The organism is Pseudomonas sp. SLBN-26 (genome assembly GCF_006715895.1).
Taxonomy (GTDB): domain Bacteria; phylum Pseudomonadota; class Gammaproteobacteria; order Pseudomonadales; family Pseudomonadaceae; genus Metapseudomonas; species Metapseudomonas otitidis.
Genome location: NZ_VFOB01000001.1, coordinates 1,469,283 through 1,484,829, shown reverse-complemented (window position 1 = coordinate 1,484,829; position 15,547 = coordinate 1,469,283). Strand labels below are relative to the sequence as shown.

The following is a 15,547-nucleotide window of genomic DNA, read 5'->3' as shown; positions in this document are numbered from 1 at the left end:
TTCCCCGTGACGATGCCGGCGCGATTGGCCCAGGTGTTCGAATGGCTGATGAAGCTGCTGCAGGCTGCCTTGACCCTGGGCGGCGCCACGGTGACCGGGATCGTCTCCGGCATCGCCCTGGACGGCGGGCCCATTGCCGCCGTGGCGCTCACCCTCGCGCACCTCGCCCTGGCGCTGTGCGTGCATGAGGGCGGCCACTGGCTGGGCGCCCGCTGGGATGGCTTGACGGTGTTGCTGGTGCGGGTGCTGGCGGTGGAAATCCAGCCGATGCGCCGTGGCCTGCGGGTGCGCTGGTCCCGTCAGAAGCGCCTGCGCGGGCTGGGGGGCTACGTGTTCTGTGCCGACGCCGTTCCACCGCGCGGTCCCCGTGCGCGCCTGCGCATGATCGCCCTCGGGCCCGGCGCCAACCTGCTGCTGGCGGCGCTCGCGGCCCTGGTCGCGCTGCTCTGCATCGACTCGCCGCCGGCCTTTGGCATCGCCCTCGGCATGGCCAGCAGCAACCTGAGCATGGGCCTGGCCAACCTGGTGCCCACCCTGCGCCCCATGCCCAGCGATGGCGCTCGCCTGTTCATGGCCTGGCGGGGTGCCGACGAGTCCGGCCCGGCGTTTGCCTACGCCCGCCTGCTGGCCCTCAGCGTGGCCGGCGTGCCTGCCGAGGCCCTGCCCGAGGCGGACCTGGCGAGCCTGGAGCAGCAGCCGATGCCCATGCCACTGGTGGCGCTGTCCTACCGCCTGGATCGCGCGCAGGCGGCCGGTGATTGGGCGGCGGCGACAGCCATGCAGGCCCAGCTGGAGGCATTGCTCACCGCGCACCCCCAGGCGCGTACCGAGTGCGCGGCGGTGGTGGCCTTGCTGCGGGGCGAGCTGGCCTTCAGCCAGGCCATGGCCAGTGGCCGTGCCGACGGCCTCGACGCCGTGCTGAACAACCGCGAGGTGGCCTGGTACTCACCGACCCTGGCGGCCCGCTGCCGAGCCTTGCAGGCGCTGTTCAGCGGTGACGAGGCCGGGGCCGAGCGCGAGCTGGAAGCGGCGGTGGCACTGGGGGCCAACGCCAGGGTTCGCTCGTCCCATCCCCTGCAGCTCGCACTCGCCGGGCATGTCCGCGCGTTGTTCAAGGGTCGGACCGCCGAAGGAGCGCTGCATGTCCCGTAGCCAGCGCCTGCTCGACCTGTTGCAGATCCTGCGGCGTCACCGCTACCCGGTGGCCGGTCACGTGCTGGCCGGCGAGCTGGGCATCAGCCTGCGCACCCTCTACCGCGACATCGCCACCCTCCAGCAACAGGGCGCGCACATCGAAGGTGGCGCGGGGCTGGGCTACGTGCTGCGCCCCGGTTTCGAGCTGCCGCCACTGATGTTTTCCCTGGAGGAGATCGAAGCCCTGGTGCTGGGCATGCGCTGGGTCGGTCGCCGTGGCGACCGCCGTTTGATGGGGGCGGCGCGGGACGTGCTGGCCAAGGTCGGTGCCGTGCTGCCACCGGCCCTGCGCGAGGAGCTGGAAACCAGCACCCTGCTGATCGGCCCGGCGCCGACCAGCGACGTGCCCGACGCGCTGCTGGAGCAGGTCCGCGATGCCATCCGCCGGGAGCACCGGGTGCAGCTCGGCTATCGCGATGCCGACGGGCAGGCGTCGCAGCGGGTGGTCTGGCCGTTCGCCCTGGGCTACTTCGAGCAGGCCCGCGTGCTGGTGGCCTGGTGCGAGCTGCGCCAGGCCACGCGGCACTTCCGCCTCGACCGGGTGGGGGCCCTGCAGGACCTCGGCCAGCGCTACCCGCGCCGGCGCCAGGTGCTGCTGCGTGAGTGGCGCGCGCAGGAGGGCATCGCCGAGCAGTGAGGCTGCTGCCAGAAACTGACAGGGGAGGGGCCTAGCCTGTGCGCATCGAGTGACGACGCCCGTCGCTCCACACAAGGAGTCCCACCCATGATCGCCCCCAGCCTGCTCAACCTGTACGTCGACGACCCGGCCCGCAGCGCCGATTTCTACCGGCGCCTGCTGACGGGGGACATCGTCGAGCAATCCCCGACCTTCGCCCTGTTCGTCTTCCCCAATGGCTTCAAGCTCGGCCTCTGGGGCCGTACCGGCGTCGAGCCGGTCACCACCGTGCGTGGCGGCGGCAGCGAGCTGTGCGTCCATGTCGACAGCGACGAAGAGGTGGACTGCCTGCACCAGCGCTGGCGCGAGCAGGGCGTGGAGATCGTCCAGGCACCGCTGGCCATGGACTTCGGCTACACCTTCACCGGCCTCGACCCGGACGGCCACCGCCTGCGGGTGTATCACCTGGCGATGTAATCCCCCGAGGGTGTTGAAACTGCGGTGGCATCGCTGCTTTGCCACCGCGCTTTCTGCTAGCGTGTGCACGCCCTCGAATCGGAAGGACCCGACCTCATGCAGCGAATGATTCTGGCCCTTGTGGCCGGCATGGTACTCACCGTGCTGGGCTACTCGGGTTTCTCCTGGCTTTCCGCCCACTACCTGCCCTTGGCCCCCGAGGCCAAGCTGACCCGTGCGTTTCCCCCGCCGCCCGAGATGCAGGCCCGCTGGCAGCGGGTGGACGCGTTGGCGCGCGATGCTGGCAATGCCGGGCTGGCGGCGCAGATGGAGATACGCATGCGCCAGCGCTCCCTGGCCTGCTCCCCGGGCTACCTGCCAGCCTGGTACGAGCGCATCGAGACCGTCAGGCAGCGGGTGGCAAACCCCACGTGCTTTGCCGCGCAGGACCGCAAGATCGAGCGCTGGCTCGCCCTGCTGGAGGTCGGCGCGATGTTGCGTCTGGAGCCCTTGCGAGCAATCCCCGCCCAGTTTCCCGAGGCCTTGCAGGGGGACGCGCCCCTGGTCGATGCCGTCTTTGCCGAGCGGGCCGGCATTGCGCTGCTGCAGACCCGCAGAAGCCTGCAGGTGATCGACGTCGGACGGGACCAGGCGCTTTACCGGGAGCCCTCCGATGGCCAGTTGAGGGTGGGTTCGCTGTCGGAGAATGGCCGCCTGTTCGTCTCCTATGGTTCCAAATCGCTGCGTATCCGTGAGGCGGAAACCGGGCGGACCGTCGCGCAGATCCATGGTGCGTACCCGAACTCGTTCATCTGGCTGGACGGGCAGACCGCCCTGTTCCAGGGGCGTTCCCACACCCAGTTCATCGACTTCAGCCAAGGGCGGATCATCGATACCGAGCTCTATCGCCAGCCGGAGCGTGCGGCGCCCGTTCCCGGCAAGCCGGACCACTACGTGGCGTTCGGACGGGGTGGCGCCGTCGAATTGGCCCTGGAGCAGCGCACCAGCGCTCCGAAGGTCCGCGTGGTACGCCTCCAGGACTCACGCAACACGGCGGCCGCAGCCCTGGACAGCGAGCCTGGTGGTGGGGCCTTCAGCCTCGATGGCACGCAGTACCTGAGCCCGCTCAGGTCTAACAACCTGGCTGTCTTCTCCATTGGCGAGCTGAAGAACGAGGTCATCGAGACCGGTCCCTTCAAGGCGCTGAAGGTGATACCGACCGCAGACCCGGACAAGTTTCTGTTCGGTGGGAGCCCCTTGCCGTTCTCCCAGGCCACGGTCCGGGCGTTCGTGCTCGATACCGCCCTCCAACGCTTGGCCCCGGTGACCGAGGAGCTGAACCTTGCCGGGCTGTCCTATGTGCGGCCCCTGGGCGTGTTCGGGGTCATCGATGCAAGCCGCTACCGCCTGATCAAGACGTTGCCGGTGGGGGAAGAGGTCGACCTCGTCACCTGGCGTGATGGCCTGGCCCAGGCAGCGTTGCAGCGCAGGATCGAGCAGATCGCAGCCCAGGGGCCTGCACCCATCCGCCAGCCCGTGCCGCCGTCCATGCCTGATGTGCTCGCGCTGACTGGGCAGATGCCGCCGCGTCCCCAACTGCCGACCCCAAGCGATGCCTCGTCCCCGTCCAGGACGACACCGGTTCAGGTTCCGGTGGTCGATACCCAGGTCGAAGTGATCGGCGTGTACGAATCCGCACGGGGTCAGCACGGCGGAGGCGAGCACCATCCCGGTGTCATCGACGTGGAGGTCCGCAAGAGCCAGAAGCCGTTGACGCTGGTGCTGTCCTCCTACGAGCCCATTACCTGGAAGCTGGACCGCCAACCGGGAAGCCGCATCCACCAGGTGCTGCTCTCCAGCTACCACCCCTCCACGGTGGAGGGCGCCGGGGACGCACGGGTCATCGTCGTCAAGGTCGGCTACGACTACCAGGCGTCCGGCTACCGGACACTGCCGCCCGAGGTGACCAACCTGACCGGGCAGCAGACGGGGCTCTACCAGGGCACCTATTCGGGTGGACGCTTCTCGGTGGGGGGCAGGCCCTGAGGCCCTCGCGCCTATTCCTCCACCCACAGCTCGCCGGTCACCTCCAGCCACTGCCCGAGTTCGACGCGGGGCGGGGGGGATTCGATGTCCAGGGCGAGGGGAAAGCCGGCCTGGAGAACGGGGTGTGTGTCATCGCCACGCCGTGTCCATCCGCTGACAGGGCCGTATGCATGAAAGCGGAATGAGTTGCCGATGCAGACCAGGCGGGGCTCGCCGGTCTCCGTGGCTCGCGCCTGGCACAGGCGGCCGGTCAGTTCTATCTCCATCCAGCGACCCGGCACAAAGCGCGCAAGCGCCTGCCGGGCGCTGCCCTGGTAGTAGGCACGCAGCGGTGTGCCGTCATCGTGCTGAGCCAGCAGTTCGCCCTCGGCGTCACACCCGCATGGCGTCACGGCGATGACCAGGAGACGGGCGTTCATCAGTGCGGCGCGTTGCGCGTGAACGCCGCTTCAACCTCCGGGCCGGCCCTGTGGGCGAATTCCGCTGCGGTCACCTTGGCGCCGTCGAGCGACTCGAACACGGCCTGGCTGTTGGCGCCTGCCTTGAGCAGCGCCTCCACCACGGCAGGGGTGTTCGTTTCCTTGCCGATGAGCGCCCAAAGCAACGGTGTACGGCCTTGGTCATCGGCGTTGAAGTCCGGCTTCGCGCCTGCCGCCAGCAAGGCCCTGACGATCTCGATATGCCCCTTGTAGGCCGCCTCCTTCAGCGGCGATGCGCCCGTGGCGTCACCGGGCTTGGTGACGTCAGCCCCCTTGGCCAGCAGGAAGGTGACCACCTCGGTGCGCCCCAGGCGGGCAGCCTGCATCAGCGGGGTTCGTTCCCAGAGATCGTCGTCGTTCGTTGCGTTCACGTCAGCGCCGGCTTCGGTGAGTTGGCGCACCTTGGCCAGGTCGCCTGCCTTGGCCGCCAGGCCGAGTTCCGTATCAGCCAGGGCAAACCCCGCGAAAAGGGCCACTGACAGTGCAAGAAGTGGGCGGATCATGTTCGTTCCTTGAGTGAGTAGGGAGGAGTCGCGCGCCGACTCTATAGAGCCTCAAGGGCCCGTGTCGAGGTGGATACACCCAGCCGCTCTGGCCCGGCCCTTTCAAACAAAACCGCACACCGTTGCAATGCGAGCACGCGCCTTCAATTCCCGGGAAACGGCCTGGGGGAAGCTTGAGTCTCCATTCATCCCTCCCTGGAGAACCCCCATGGCCGTCGCCATCGCCGCCCCCGGCAAGACCCTGCTGGACCCGAAGAACCACACGCTGATCCTCATCGACCACCAGTCGCAGATGGCCTTCGCCACCAAGTCCATCGACGCGGTGACCCTGCGCAACAACGCCGCGCTGGTGTCCAAGGCCGCCCGTGAGTTCGGGGTGGACACCCTTCTCACCACCGTCGCGGAGAAGAGCTTCTCCGGCCCGATCTTCGACGAGATCAAGTCGGTGTTCCCGGATCATCAGGTGATCGACCGCACCACCATGAACACCTGGGAAGACCCGCGCATCGCCGTGGAAGTGAACCGCATCGGCAAGCCGAGGATCGTCCTCGCCGGCCTGTGGACCTCGGTGTGCATCGTCGGCCCGGCCCTGTCCGCGCTGGACCAGGGCTTCGAGGTGTACGTCATCACCGACGCCTGCGGCGACGTCTCCAGCGAAGCCCACGAGATGGCCATCCAGCGCATGGTGCAGCTGGGCGCCCGCCCGATGACCGCCCTGCAATACCTGCTGGAACTGCAGCGTGACTGGGCCCGTGGCGAGACCTACGACCAGACCGTGAAGACTGCCATCGCCAACGGCGGCGCCTACGGCCTCGGCCTGATCTACGCCAAGACCATGTTCAATGCCTCGGAAGGTCACTGAGATGCGCATCGAACAGGTTCTCTACCGCGCCTCCGCCGAGGCCACCGGTGGCCGTGATGGTCGCGCCATCTCCTCCGATGGCGTGCTCGACGTCGCCCTCACCACGCCCCGCGAGCTGGGCGGCGCCGGCGGCGTCGGGACCAACCCCGAGCAGCTGTTCGCCGCCGGCTACTCGGCGTGCTTCCTGGGGGCGATGAAGTTCGTCGCCGCCCGCGACAAGCTGGCCATCCCCGCCGACGTGTCCATCGAGGGCGTGGTCGGCATCGGTGCCATTCCCAACGGCTTCGGCATCGAGGCCGAGCTGCGCATCAGCCTGCCGGGGCTCGATGCCGAGGCCGCGCGCACCCTGGTGGAGCGGGCGCACATCGTCTGCCCGTACTCCAACGCCACGCGCAACAACATCGACGTGACCCTCACCCTGATCGACTGAAGGAGCAGACAACATGCCCCGCATAGCCTTGCTGAGCGCATTGATCGCCCTGGCCGTCGGCCAGGCCCAGGCCGCTGACTACAGCGGCGTGGAACACAACACCCGGACCTTTCTCGAAGCCCTGGAGAAGGGCGGCGGCAAACCGCTGGAAACCCTCAGCCCGCAGGACGCCCGCGCCGTGCTGGTGGGCGCGCAGAACTCGGTGAAGGTCGACCTCTCCGGCATCAAGGTGGAGGAGAAGACCATCCAGGCCAACGGCCAGCCCCTGAAGCTGACCGTGGTAAGGCCCGCCGACGCCAAGGGCACACCCCCGGTATTCATGTACTTCCACGGTGGCGGCTGGGTGCTGGGCGACTACCCGACCCACGCACGGCTGATCCGCGACCTGGTGGTGAACTCCGGTGCCGTGGCCGTCTACGTCGGCTACACCCCATCGCCCGAGGCCCGCTTCCCCACCGCCATCGACCAGGCCTATGCCGCCACCCGCTGGGTGGCCGAGCACGGCAAGGAACTGGGCGTGGACGGCAGTCGCCTGGCGGTGGCCGGCAACAGCGTCGGCGGCAACATGGCCGCCGTGGTGGCGCTCAAGGCCAAGGAGCAGGGGGCGCCTGAGCTGCGCTTCCAGCTGCTGCTGTGGCCGGTGACCGATGCTCGCTTCGATAACGCGTCCTACACCCAGTTCGCCCAGGGCTACTTCCTCACCCAGCCGATGATGAAATGGTTCTGGGACAACTACACCACCGACGCCCAGCAGCGTGCCGACATCCATGCCTCGCCGCTGCGCGCCAGCGCCGAACAGCTCAAGGGCCTGCCGCCGGCACTGGTGCAGACCGCCGAGTTCGATGTGCTGCGCGACGAGGGTGAGGCCTATGCCCGCCACCTGGACGCGGCGGGCGTCGAGGTCACCGCCGTGCGCTACAACGGCATGATCCACGACTACGGCCTGCTCAACCCCCTGGCCCACGTGCCGACGGTGCACACCGCGCTGCGCCAGGCCGGGGTCGAGCTGCGGCGGCACCTGCAATGAGCGCCCTCCGGCCCGGTGAAGGGCAGGGGGCCGATGACCCGGTCACCCTGCTTATCCGCCATCGCGTCCATGCCGCCCATGCCACGCAGTACGAAGCCTGGCTGCGGCGCATCGTCGGTGTCGCCCAGGGCTACCCCGGGCACCTCGGGGTGGACGTGATCCGCAGCCATGAGCAGGGCGTGCCGCTGTTCACCAGCGTGCTGCGTTTCACCGGGCCGGAGTGCCTGCAGGACTGGCTCGGTTCCGAGACCCGACGCCAGCTGGTGGCGGAAATCTCGCCGCTGCTGCTGGAGGACGAGGCCCTGGAGCTGAACCCGGCGCGGGAGTTCTGGTTCGCCCCGGCCAGCGCCGAACAGCCACCGCCACCACGCTGGAAGCAGGCCTGCGTCAGCTTCCTGGTGATCCTGCCGCTCAGCCTGCTGGTGCCCTGGGCCTGGCAGCCGGCATTCGCCGCCTGGCCCTGGCTGGGTGGCTACCTGCCGAGCAACGTGGTGATCACCCTCAGCATCGTCCTGCTGGTGGTCTACCTGTTCATGCCGCGCGTGACCCGCTGGCTCGCGCCCTGGCTGGAAGGCCCCGGCCCCGGAGGTCCCCATGACCGATGAATCCACCCCCAATGGCCGGCGGCGGTTTCTTGCCGCCTCGTCCATCCTCGGCGCCGCTGGCGCGCTGTGGCCCGCGCTCCCGGTGTTCGCGGGCGAAGGCAAAGGAGCTTCCCCCATGCATCCCGATCTGATCCTCCACAACGGCCGGTTCCACACCGTGGACCGCGAGAAACCCACCGCCAGCGCCGTGGCCATCCGCGACGGGCGCTTCGTCGCGGTCGGCAGCGAAGCCGAGGTGATGCCCCTGCGCGGGCCCGCCACCCAGGTGGTCGACCTCAACCGCCGCACCGTCATCCCCGGGCTCAACGACTCCCACCTGCACCTGATCCGGGGCGGCCTCAACTACAACCTGGAGCTGCGCTGGGAGGGCGTGCCCTCGCTGGCCGATGCCCTGCGCATGCTCAAGGACCAGGCCGACCGCACGCCCTCGCCGCAGTGGGTGCGGGTGGTGGGCGGCTGGAACGAATTCCAGTTCTCCGAGCGGCGCATGCCGACCCTGGAGGAGATCAACCGCGCGGCGCCCGACACGCCGGTGTTCATCCTCCACCTCTACGACCGCGCGCTGCTCAACCGCGCGGCGCTGCGGGTGGTCGGCTACGACCGCAACACGCCCAACCCGCCCGGCGGCGAGATCGTCCGCGACGGCAACGGCGAACCCACCGGCATGCTCATCGCCCGGCCCAACGCGATGATCCTCTACGCTACCCTGGCCAAGGGACCCAAGCTGCCGCTGGAGTACCAGGTCAACTCCACCCGCCAGTTCATGCGCGAGCTGAACCGCCTTGGCGTCACCAGCGCCATCGACGCCGGCGGCGGCTTCCAGAACTACCCGGACGACTACCAGGTGATCGAGCAACTGGCCCGCGACGGCCAGCTCACCGTGCGCATCGCCTACAACCTGTTCACCCAGAAACCGAAGGAAGAACTGGACGACTTCAAGCGCTGGACCGGCTCGGTGAAGTACGGCCAGGGCAGCGACTTCTTCCGCCACAACGGCGCCGGGGAAATGCTGGTGTTCTCCGCCGCCGACTTCGAGGACTTCCTCGAACCGCGCCCGGACCTCGCCGCCAGCATGGAGGCCGAGCTGGAGCCGGTGGTGCGCCACCTGGTGGAACAGCGCTGGCCGTTCCGCCTGCACGCCACCTACGACGAGTCCATCTCGCGCATGCTCGACGTGTTCGAGAAGGTCGACCGCGACATCCCCTTCAATGGCCTGCCGTGGTTCTTTGACCACGCCGAAACCATCAGCCCGCGCAACATCGAACGGGTTCGGGCGCTGGGCGGCGGCATCGCCATCCAGGACCGCATGGCCTTCCAGGGCGAGTACTTCGTCGAGCGCTACGGCGCCCAGGCCGCCGAGAAGACCCCGCCGATCCAGCGCATGCTCGCCGAGGGCATCCCGGTGGGTGCCGGCACCGACGCCACCCGCGTCTCCAGCTACAACCCCTGGACCTCGCTGTACTGGCTGGTCAGCGGCAAGACCGTCGGCGGCCTGGCCCTCCAGCCCCAGGGCCTGCCCCGGGAAACCGCGCTGCAGCTGTTCACCCAGGGCAGTGCCTGGTTCTCCAGCGAGCAGGGCAAGAAGGGGCAGATCAAGGTGGGCCAGCTGGCGGACCTGGTGGCCCTCTCGGCGGACTTCTTCAGCATCGAGGACGAGCAGATCAAGTGGCTGGAGTCGGTCCTCACCGTCGTCGACGGCAAGGTCGTGCACGCCGCCGCCGAGTTCGACCGCCTCGGCCCGCCGCAACTGCCGGTGCTGCCGGACTGGTCTCCGGTGGCCCGTGTTCCGGGCCACTGGCGGCCGGGCGCGCCGACGCTCGCCGCCGTGCACCAGTGCGCCGGCGCCTGCAGCGTCCACGCCCACAGCCACGAGCGGGCCCGCCAGTCGAAGGTGCCGGTGAGCGACTTCACCGCCTTCTGGGGTGCCTTCGGCTGCTCCTGCTTCGCCTTCTGAGGCCAGGACGCGCCTCCAGGCCCCGCCCTCGTGCGGGGCTTTTCCATTCCGGGGGCGGGGCGTGGAGCCATTAAAAAAAGCGGGTCTCAGGCCCGGATAACATCGTTTTTCAGGGGGTGGCCCATTCCCTATATTCGCCGGCACACAGCACTGCTGCTGACCTTGTCTAGCCGGATCGGGAATGGAAATGAGCAAGAACCTAGAAAGCCCCCGCGACGCCATCGCGGGTATCGGAACCCAGGTGGTCTGGGCGGGCGAGCAGGATGGCCACCCCTACAACGCCACCCAGACGCCCATCGTCTTCAGCGCCGCCTATGGCTACCAGGACGTCGACCACTGGTACGACGTCGCCCTGGGCAAGCGCGAAGGCTACATCTACAGCCGCATGGGCAACCCGACGGTGACCACCCTGGAGGCCAAGCTCTGCGAACTGGAGCAGGCGGAATCGGCGGTCGCCTTCAGCAGCGGCATGGCCGCCATCAGCGCGGTGCTGCACACCTTCCTCTGCCAGGGCAAGCGCGTGGTCTCGACCCGCGACAGCTACGGCGGCACCAACAAGATCTTCGAAGAGTTCCTCCCGCGCATGGGCGTGGACGTGGTGCTCTGCGACACCCTCGACACCCAGGCCATCGAGGCGGAGATCGCCCGTGGCTGCGACCTGCTGTACCTGGAGACGCCCACCAATCCGACCCTGAAGGTGCTGGACATCCGCCGCCTGGTGGCAGCGGCCAAGCGCGTCGGCGCCCTGGTGGTGGCCGACAACACCTTCGCCACGCCGCTCAACCAGAACCCGCTGGCCCTGGGGGTGGACGTGGTGGTGCACAGCGCCACCAAGTTCCTCTCCGGCCACGGTGACGCCCTGGGTGGCATCGCCTGCGGCGCCGAGCACCTGATGGCCAGCGTCCGGCACTACCGCGAGATCAACGGTGCCGCGCTGGATGCCTTCTCCGCCTTCCTGATCATCCGCGGCATCAAGACCCTGGCCCTGCGCCTGCGCCAGCAGCAGCGCAGTGCCCAGGCCCTGGCCGAGTACCTGCTCACCGAGCCCCTGGTGGAAGCGGTGAACTACCCGGGCCTGCCCAGCCACCCCGGGCACGCCATCGCCCGTGGGCAGATGCGCGGCTTCGGCGCCATCGTCAGCTTCGTCCTGCGGGGCGGCATGGAGACCGTGACCCGCCTGCTGCCACGCCTGCGCTACGCCCACCGGGCCGGCAACCTCGGCGCGGTGGAGACCATCTACGGCCCCGCGCGCACCACCAGCCACGTGGAGAACACCCTGGAGGAGCGCCTGGCCCTGGGCATCTCCGAAGGGCTGGTACGGGTCTCCGTCGGCATCGAGGAGACCGAGGACCTGCTGGCCGACCTGCAGCACGCATTCGCCGGCGTTCGCGCCGAACTCGCCGCCGTGGCACCTCGCCAGGGCGAACCTTCACTGACCGGATGTCGCACCGAGGTGGAACTCTGACATTCGCCCCACTCCTGGCCGGAGAGTCAGCGAGTCCTTCATGAAAAGGAATAACAAGAAAAACCTGACGGCAAACAGTTTGGTTCTGCCTTGAAGTTGTTCGCAGAAACGTCCTTGTCCGCACACTTTCATGAGATTCAACTTATGTCCCTACATACAACAAACGACAAAGCGACATCGGGGCCTGATTTCAAACAGGACATGCAGACCCGCCACATCGTCATGCTGGCGCTGGGCGGGGTGATCGGCACCGGCCTGTTCCTCACCTCCGGCTACACGGTCAACCAGGCGGGGCCGCTGGGCGCGGTCATCGCCTACGTCATCGGCGCGGTGATGGTGTACATGGTGATGATGTGCCTGGGCGAGCTGGCCGTGCACATGCCCGAGACCGGCTCGTTCAGCAGCTACGCCTCCCGCTACCTCGGGGCGGGCACCGGCTACACCGTGGCCTGGCTCTACTGGCTGACCTGGGCGGTGGCCATCGGCTCGGAGTTCACCGCCGCCGGCATCCTCATGGTGCGCTGGTTCCCGGACACCCCGGTGTGGATCTGGAGCGCGCTGTTCGCCCTGACCGTCTTCATCAGCAACGTGGTGTCGGTGCGGCTGTTCGCCGAGACCGAGTTCTGGCTGTCGCTGGTCAAGGTGCTGGCCGTGCTGGCCTTCCTGGTGGTCGGTGCCGGCGCCATCTTCGGTGTCTTCGAGACCCGCCACGTGCAGAGCGCGGGCCTGGCCAACTTCACCCGCGAAGGGCTGTTCCCCACCGGTTTCTGGTCCATCGCCATGACCCTGCTGGCGGTCGCGTTCGCCTTCTCCGGTACCGAGCTGATCGGCATCGCCGCGGGCGAGACCCGCGACCCCAAGCGCAACGTACCGAAGGCGATCCGCACCACCGTGGTTCGCCTGGCGCTGTTCTTCGTCGGCACCATCTTCGTCCTGGCGACGTTGCTGCCCCGGGAGCAGGCCGGCCTGGTGGAGAGCCCCTTCGTCACGGTGTTCGAGTCCATCGGTATTCCCTACTCGGCGGACATCATGAACTTCGTGATCATCAGCGCGCTGCTCTCGGCCGCCAACTCCGGGCTCTACGCCGCCTCGCGGATGCTCTGGACCCTCAGCGACCAGGGCCACATGCCCAAGCGCTTCGCCACCCTCAGCCGCATGGGCACGCCGTTCAACGCCATCGTCGTGAGCATGGCCGGCAGCATCGCCTCGTTGCTCAGCAGTGTGTTCGCGCCGGACACGGTCTACCTCGCCCTGGTGTCCATCTCCGGCCTGGCCGTGGTGGTGGTGTGGATGAGCATCGCCGCCAGCCAGATGGCCTTCCGGCGCCACTACCTGGCCAACGGCGGCCGGCTGGAGGACCTGGGCTTCCGCGTACGTGGCTACCCCTGGGTGCCGCTGGGCGCGTTGTTGTGCTGTGCCCTGGCGTGCATCGGGATTGCCTTTGATCCGGCCCAGCGAGTTGCGCTCTACTTCGGCGTGCCGTTCATTGCCTGGTGCTACTTCGTCTACTGGGTGACCTGCAAGCTGCGCGAACGGCGCCAGGCTTCACCCGTGGCCCCGGCAAGGGTACCGGGGGCGGCCTGAACCACGCCTTCCCATTGCGCCGTCCCGAGGTCCCGACCATGCACCCGAAAGCCCTGCCTCCCCTGAACTGGCTGCGCGCCTTCGAAGTCTCGGCGCGGTACCTCAACTTCACCCACGCGGCGGAGGAGCTGCACCTCACCCAGGGGGCGGTCAGCCAGCAGATCCGGCAGCTGGAAAGCCACCTCGGGGTGGCGCTGTTCAAGCGCCTGCCCCGAGGCCTCGGGCTGACCGAGGAAGGCCAGTCCTACCTGCCGGTGGTGCAGGACGCCATCACCCGGCTGGCGGTGGGCACCAACGAGATCTTCGGCCAGCACAAGCGCCGGCCGATCAAGGTCCGAGGCAGCCTGTCGTTCCTGCACTTCTGGCTGGCGCCCCGGCTGGCGGACTTCCGCCGCGCCCACCCGCAACTGGACATCCGCTACATCAGCAACCTCTGGGTGAAGGAGCTGGACGGCGAGGACGACGTGGAGATCCGCTGGGGCCACGGCCAATGGCCGGGGCTGGTCTCCCAGCGGCTGACCTGGGACACGCTGTTCCCGGTGTGCGCGCCGGAGCTGCTGGCCCAGGGCCCCCTGCGCGAGCCGCGCGACGTGGCCCGCCACCCGCTGCTGCACGTGCTGGGCTACGAGGAGGGCTGGGGCTACTGGTTGCAGCGCGCCGGCGCCGATGACGTCGACTACGCCACCGGCCCGCAGTTCGACACCCTGGTGTCGACCCTGCGCCTGGCCGAGCTGGGGCAGGGCATCGCCCTGGCGCGCTCCTCCATGGTCGAGGACCTGCTGCGCGAAGGACGCCTGGTGGAGCTGTTCGACTGCCGCATCGAGGCCAGCGAATCCTTCTACCTGGTCAGCGGCTCCGGCACCGACCTGCATCCGGACGCCCAGGCCTTCGCCACCTGGCTGGTGGCCCAGGCCCACCGTTCCACCTGAGCTTGGAGTGAACATGCATTACGTGAGTACCCGCAGCGCTTCGGTGCGCGCGGATTTCCGCAGCGTCGTGCTGTCGGGGCTGGCCCCCGACGGCGGCCTGTTCGTGCCGGCCAGCCTGCCGGTGTTCAGCGTGCAGGAGATCGCCACCTGGTCCTGGCTGCCCTTCGAGGAGCTGGCCTGGCGGGTGATCGCCCCCTTCGTCGGCCAGGCCATCGCCGAGGACGACCTGCGCGGGCTGCTCAAGGCCTGCTACCAGGGTTTCGGCCACCGCGCCATCGCCCCCTTGCGCCAGGTGGACCGCAACGAATGGGTGCTCGAGCTGTTCCATGGGCCCACCCGCTCTTCGAAGGATTTCGCCGCCCAGTTGCACGCGCGCCTGGCCCGCCACTTCCTCGAACGGGAAGGGCGTGAAGCCCTGGTGCTCGGCGCCACCAACGGCGACACCGGCCTGGCGGCGGTTGCCGCCTTCGGCGAGTGCCCGCGCAGCCGGGTGGTGATGCTCTATCCCGAGCAGGGCGTGCCAGGCGATCGCCTGGTGGCGTTGCAGGCGGCCGAGTCCGCACGGGTTCAGGGCATCGCCGTGGCGGGCAGTTTCGACGACTGCCAGCGCCTGGTGTCGCGGCTCTTCAGCCAATGGCCCAGCGAGCACCTGGCCATCGGCTTCAACTCCTCCAACTGGGTCGGCGTGCTGGCGCAGATCGTCTTCTACTTCCACGCTGCGCTGCAGTTGGGCGGCGGCCAGCGTCCCATCGGCTTCAGCATTCCCGCCGCCAGCTTCGCCGAGGTCTATGCCGGTTACGTGGCGCAGAAGATGGGGCTGCCGGTGAACCAGATCATCGTCTCCACCAACCGCAACGACGCCTTGCACCAGTTCATCCACCGCAACCGCTATGGCACCTGCGAGGCCCGCTCGACGCTGTCGCCGGCCATGGATTTCTCGGTGTTCTCCAACGTCGAACGGCTGGTCTGGGAGCTCTATGACCATGACGACCAGGCCGTGCGCCGGTTGATGGAGCACCTGGAGGCGAGCGGCGAACTGAGCATCGCCAACGCGCCCTGGCTGCAGGCGCGGATGCTGATCGACTCCTACGCCGTGGACGACGCCCAGACCGAGGCGGAGATCGTCGCGCTGTTCCGCGACACCGGCCTGTCCATTGACCCGCACACCGCCACCGGCGTCCTGGCCGCGCGGCTTTACCGGCGCAGCGTGGTGACGCCGATGGTCACCCTCGGCCAGATCGCGCCGGAGAAGTCCGCCGCGCTGCTGGCCCGCCTGGGCGCCTGGCCGGCACCGCTGCCGGCCCGGGCGGCGCCGCGCGCCCACGCCCGCTGCCATGCCCGCACGGACCTGGAGGGCCTGCGCCAGGCCCTGGCCAGGGCCTGAGGACGCGACCGCG

General features: G+C 68.7%; 15 protein-coding genes. 13 read left to right on the top strand and 2 right to left on the bottom strand.

Annotated elements, in window-relative coordinates; translation table 11 throughout:
* The first annotated feature begins 12 nt into the window (after positions 1-12).
* From FBY21_RS06795 to FBY21_RS06780, 4 genes are all read left to right on the top strand, one after another.
* Complete coding sequence (locus FBY21_RS06795) at positions 13-1,152, top strand: site-2 protease family protein (protein WP_142009729.1); 1,140 nt, start codon at positions 13-15, stop codon at positions 1,150-1,152.
* Positions 1,142-1,831, top strand: a complete 690-nt coding sequence (locus FBY21_RS06790) for a helix-turn-helix transcriptional regulator (protein ID WP_142009727.1) — start codon at positions 1,142-1,144, stop codon at positions 1,829-1,831. The genes FBY21_RS06795 and FBY21_RS06790 overlap by 11 nt, the downstream gene beginning before the upstream one ends.
* 87 nt (positions 1,832-1,918) lie before the next feature.
* Positions 1,919-2,287, top strand: coding sequence for a VOC family protein (locus FBY21_RS06785; protein ID WP_142009725.1), 369 nt, complete (start codon positions 1,919-1,921; stop codon positions 2,285-2,287).
* A gap of 96 nt (positions 2,288-2,383) precedes the next feature.
* Positions 2,384-4,312 carry a hypothetical protein gene (locus tag FBY21_RS06780; protein ID WP_142009723.1) on the top strand — a complete coding sequence of 643 codons (1,929 nt, stop codon included), beginning with the start codon at positions 2,384-2,386 and terminating at the stop codon, positions 4,310-4,312.
* Between the two features lie 11 nt (positions 4,313-4,323).
* On the opposite strand, the gene FBY21_RS06775 is transcribed toward FBY21_RS06780, so the two are convergent.
* Positions 4,324-4,731, bottom strand: a complete 408-nt coding sequence (locus tag FBY21_RS06775; RefSeq protein ID WP_142009720.1) for a glycerate kinase — start codon at positions 4,729-4,731, stop codon at positions 4,324-4,326.
* Positions 4,731-5,294, bottom strand: a complete 564-nt coding sequence (locus FBY21_RS06770) for an ankyrin repeat domain-containing protein (protein ID WP_142009718.1) — start codon at positions 5,292-5,294, stop codon at positions 4,731-4,733. The genes FBY21_RS06775 and FBY21_RS06770 overlap by 1 nt, the downstream gene beginning before the upstream one ends.
* Before the next feature lie 208 nt (positions 5,295-5,502).
* Between FBY21_RS06770 and FBY21_RS06765 the strand changes: the two genes are divergently transcribed.
* The 9 genes from FBY21_RS06765 to FBY21_RS06725 all read left to right on the top strand — a co-directional run bounded on the left by FBY21_RS06765 (position 5,503) and on the right by FBY21_RS06725 (position 15,534).
* Entirely contained in the window at positions 5,503-6,156 is a 654-nt protein-coding gene (locus tag FBY21_RS06765; RefSeq protein WP_107330051.1) for a hydrolase, read from the top strand.
* 1 nt (position 6,157) lies between these two features.
* Entirely contained in the window at positions 6,158-6,586 is a 429-nt protein-coding gene (locus tag FBY21_RS06760) for an organic hydroperoxide resistance protein (protein ID WP_074971238.1), read from the top strand.
* Positions 6,587-6,599: 13 nt separating this feature from the next.
* Positions 6,600-7,613, top strand: a complete 1,014-nt coding sequence (locus FBY21_RS06755) for an alpha/beta hydrolase (RefSeq protein ID WP_142009715.1) — start codon at positions 6,600-6,602, stop codon at positions 7,611-7,613.
* Complete coding sequence (locus FBY21_RS06750; protein WP_044403904.1) at positions 7,610-8,218, top strand: antibiotic biosynthesis monooxygenase; 609 nt, start codon at positions 7,610-7,612, stop codon at positions 8,216-8,218. The genes FBY21_RS06755 and FBY21_RS06750 overlap by 4 nt, the downstream gene beginning before the upstream one ends.
* 115 nt (positions 8,219-8,333) lie before the next feature.
* On the top strand, positions 8,334-10,172 hold the full coding sequence (locus FBY21_RS06745) for an amidohydrolase (protein WP_142009712.1): 1,839 nt from the start codon (positions 8,334-8,336) through the stop codon (positions 10,170-10,172).
* Positions 10,173-10,359: 187 nt separating this feature from the next.
* Positions 10,360-11,637, top strand: a complete 1,278-nt coding sequence (locus FBY21_RS06740) for a cystathionine gamma-synthase family protein (protein WP_142009710.1) — start codon at positions 10,360-10,362, stop codon at positions 11,635-11,637.
* Between the two features lie 201 nt (positions 11,638-11,838).
* The gene (locus tag FBY21_RS06735; protein ID WP_142009708.1) at positions 11,839-13,221 is read left to right on the top strand and encodes an amino acid permease; all 1,383 of its coding nucleotides are present in this window, start codon (positions 11,839-11,841) and stop codon (positions 13,219-13,221) included.
* Positions 13,222-13,259: 38 nt separating this feature from the next.
* Complete coding sequence (locus FBY21_RS06730; protein WP_044403897.1) at positions 13,260-14,150, top strand: LysR substrate-binding domain-containing protein; 891 nt, start codon at positions 13,260-13,262, stop codon at positions 14,148-14,150.
* Positions 14,151-14,163: 13 nt separating this feature from the next.
* Positions 14,164-15,534, top strand: coding sequence for a pyridoxal-phosphate dependent enzyme (locus FBY21_RS06725; protein WP_044403895.1), 1,371 nt, complete (start codon positions 14,164-14,166; stop codon positions 15,532-15,534).
* Positions 15,535-15,547 lie beyond the last annotated feature (13 nt).

Bases quoted from the DNA above. Each gene is read 5' to 3' on its own strand.
- FBY21_RS06740 (WP_142009710.1), top strand. From the start codon at position 10,360: ATGAGCAAGAACCTAGAAAGCCCCCGCGACGCCATCGCGGGTATCGGA.
- FBY21_RS06785 (WP_142009725.1), top strand. From the start codon at position 1,919: ATGATCGCCCCCAGCCTGCTCAACCTGTACGTCGACGACCCGGCCCGC.
- FBY21_RS06760 (WP_074971238.1), top strand. From the start codon at position 6,158: ATGCGCATCGAACAGGTTCTCTACCGCGCCTCCGCCGAGGCCACCGGT.
- FBY21_RS06745 (WP_142009712.1), top strand. From the start codon at position 8,334: ATGCATCCCGATCTGATCCTCCACAACGGCCGGTTCCACACCGTGGAC.
- FBY21_RS06770 (WP_142009718.1), bottom strand. From the start codon at position 5,294: ATGATCCGCCCACTTCTTGCACTGTCAGTGGCCCTTTTCGCGGGGTTT.
- FBY21_RS06765 (WP_107330051.1), top strand. From the start codon at position 5,503: ATGGCCGTCGCCATCGCCGCCCCCGGCAAGACCCTGCTGGACCCGAAG.
- FBY21_RS06795 (WP_142009729.1), top strand. From the start codon at position 13: ATGCCGGCGCGATTGGCCCAGGTGTTCGAATGGCTGATGAAGCTGCTG.
- FBY21_RS06780 (WP_142009723.1), top strand. From the start codon at position 2,384: ATGCAGCGAATGATTCTGGCCCTTGTGGCCGGCATGGTACTCACCGTG.
- FBY21_RS06790 (WP_142009727.1), top strand. From the start codon at position 1,142: ATGTCCCGTAGCCAGCGCCTGCTCGACCTGTTGCAGATCCTGCGGCGT.
- FBY21_RS06730 (WP_044403897.1), top strand. From the start codon at position 13,260: ATGCACCCGAAAGCCCTGCCTCCCCTGAACTGGCTGCGCGCCTTCGAA.
- FBY21_RS06735 (WP_142009708.1), top strand. From the start codon at position 11,839: ATGCAGACCCGCCACATCGTCATGCTGGCGCTGGGCGGGGTGATCGGC.
- FBY21_RS06725 (WP_044403895.1), top strand. From the start codon at position 14,164: ATGCATTACGTGAGTACCCGCAGCGCTTCGGTGCGCGCGGATTTCCGC.
- FBY21_RS06755 (WP_142009715.1), top strand. From the start codon at position 6,600: ATGCCCCGCATAGCCTTGCTGAGCGCATTGATCGCCCTGGCCGTCGGC.
- FBY21_RS06775 (WP_142009720.1), bottom strand. From the start codon at position 4,731: ATGAACGCCCGTCTCCTGGTCATCGCCGTGACGCCATGCGGGTGTGAC.
- FBY21_RS06750 (WP_044403904.1), top strand. From the start codon at position 7,610: ATGAGCGCCCTCCGGCCCGGTGAAGGGCAGGGGGCCGATGACCCGGTC.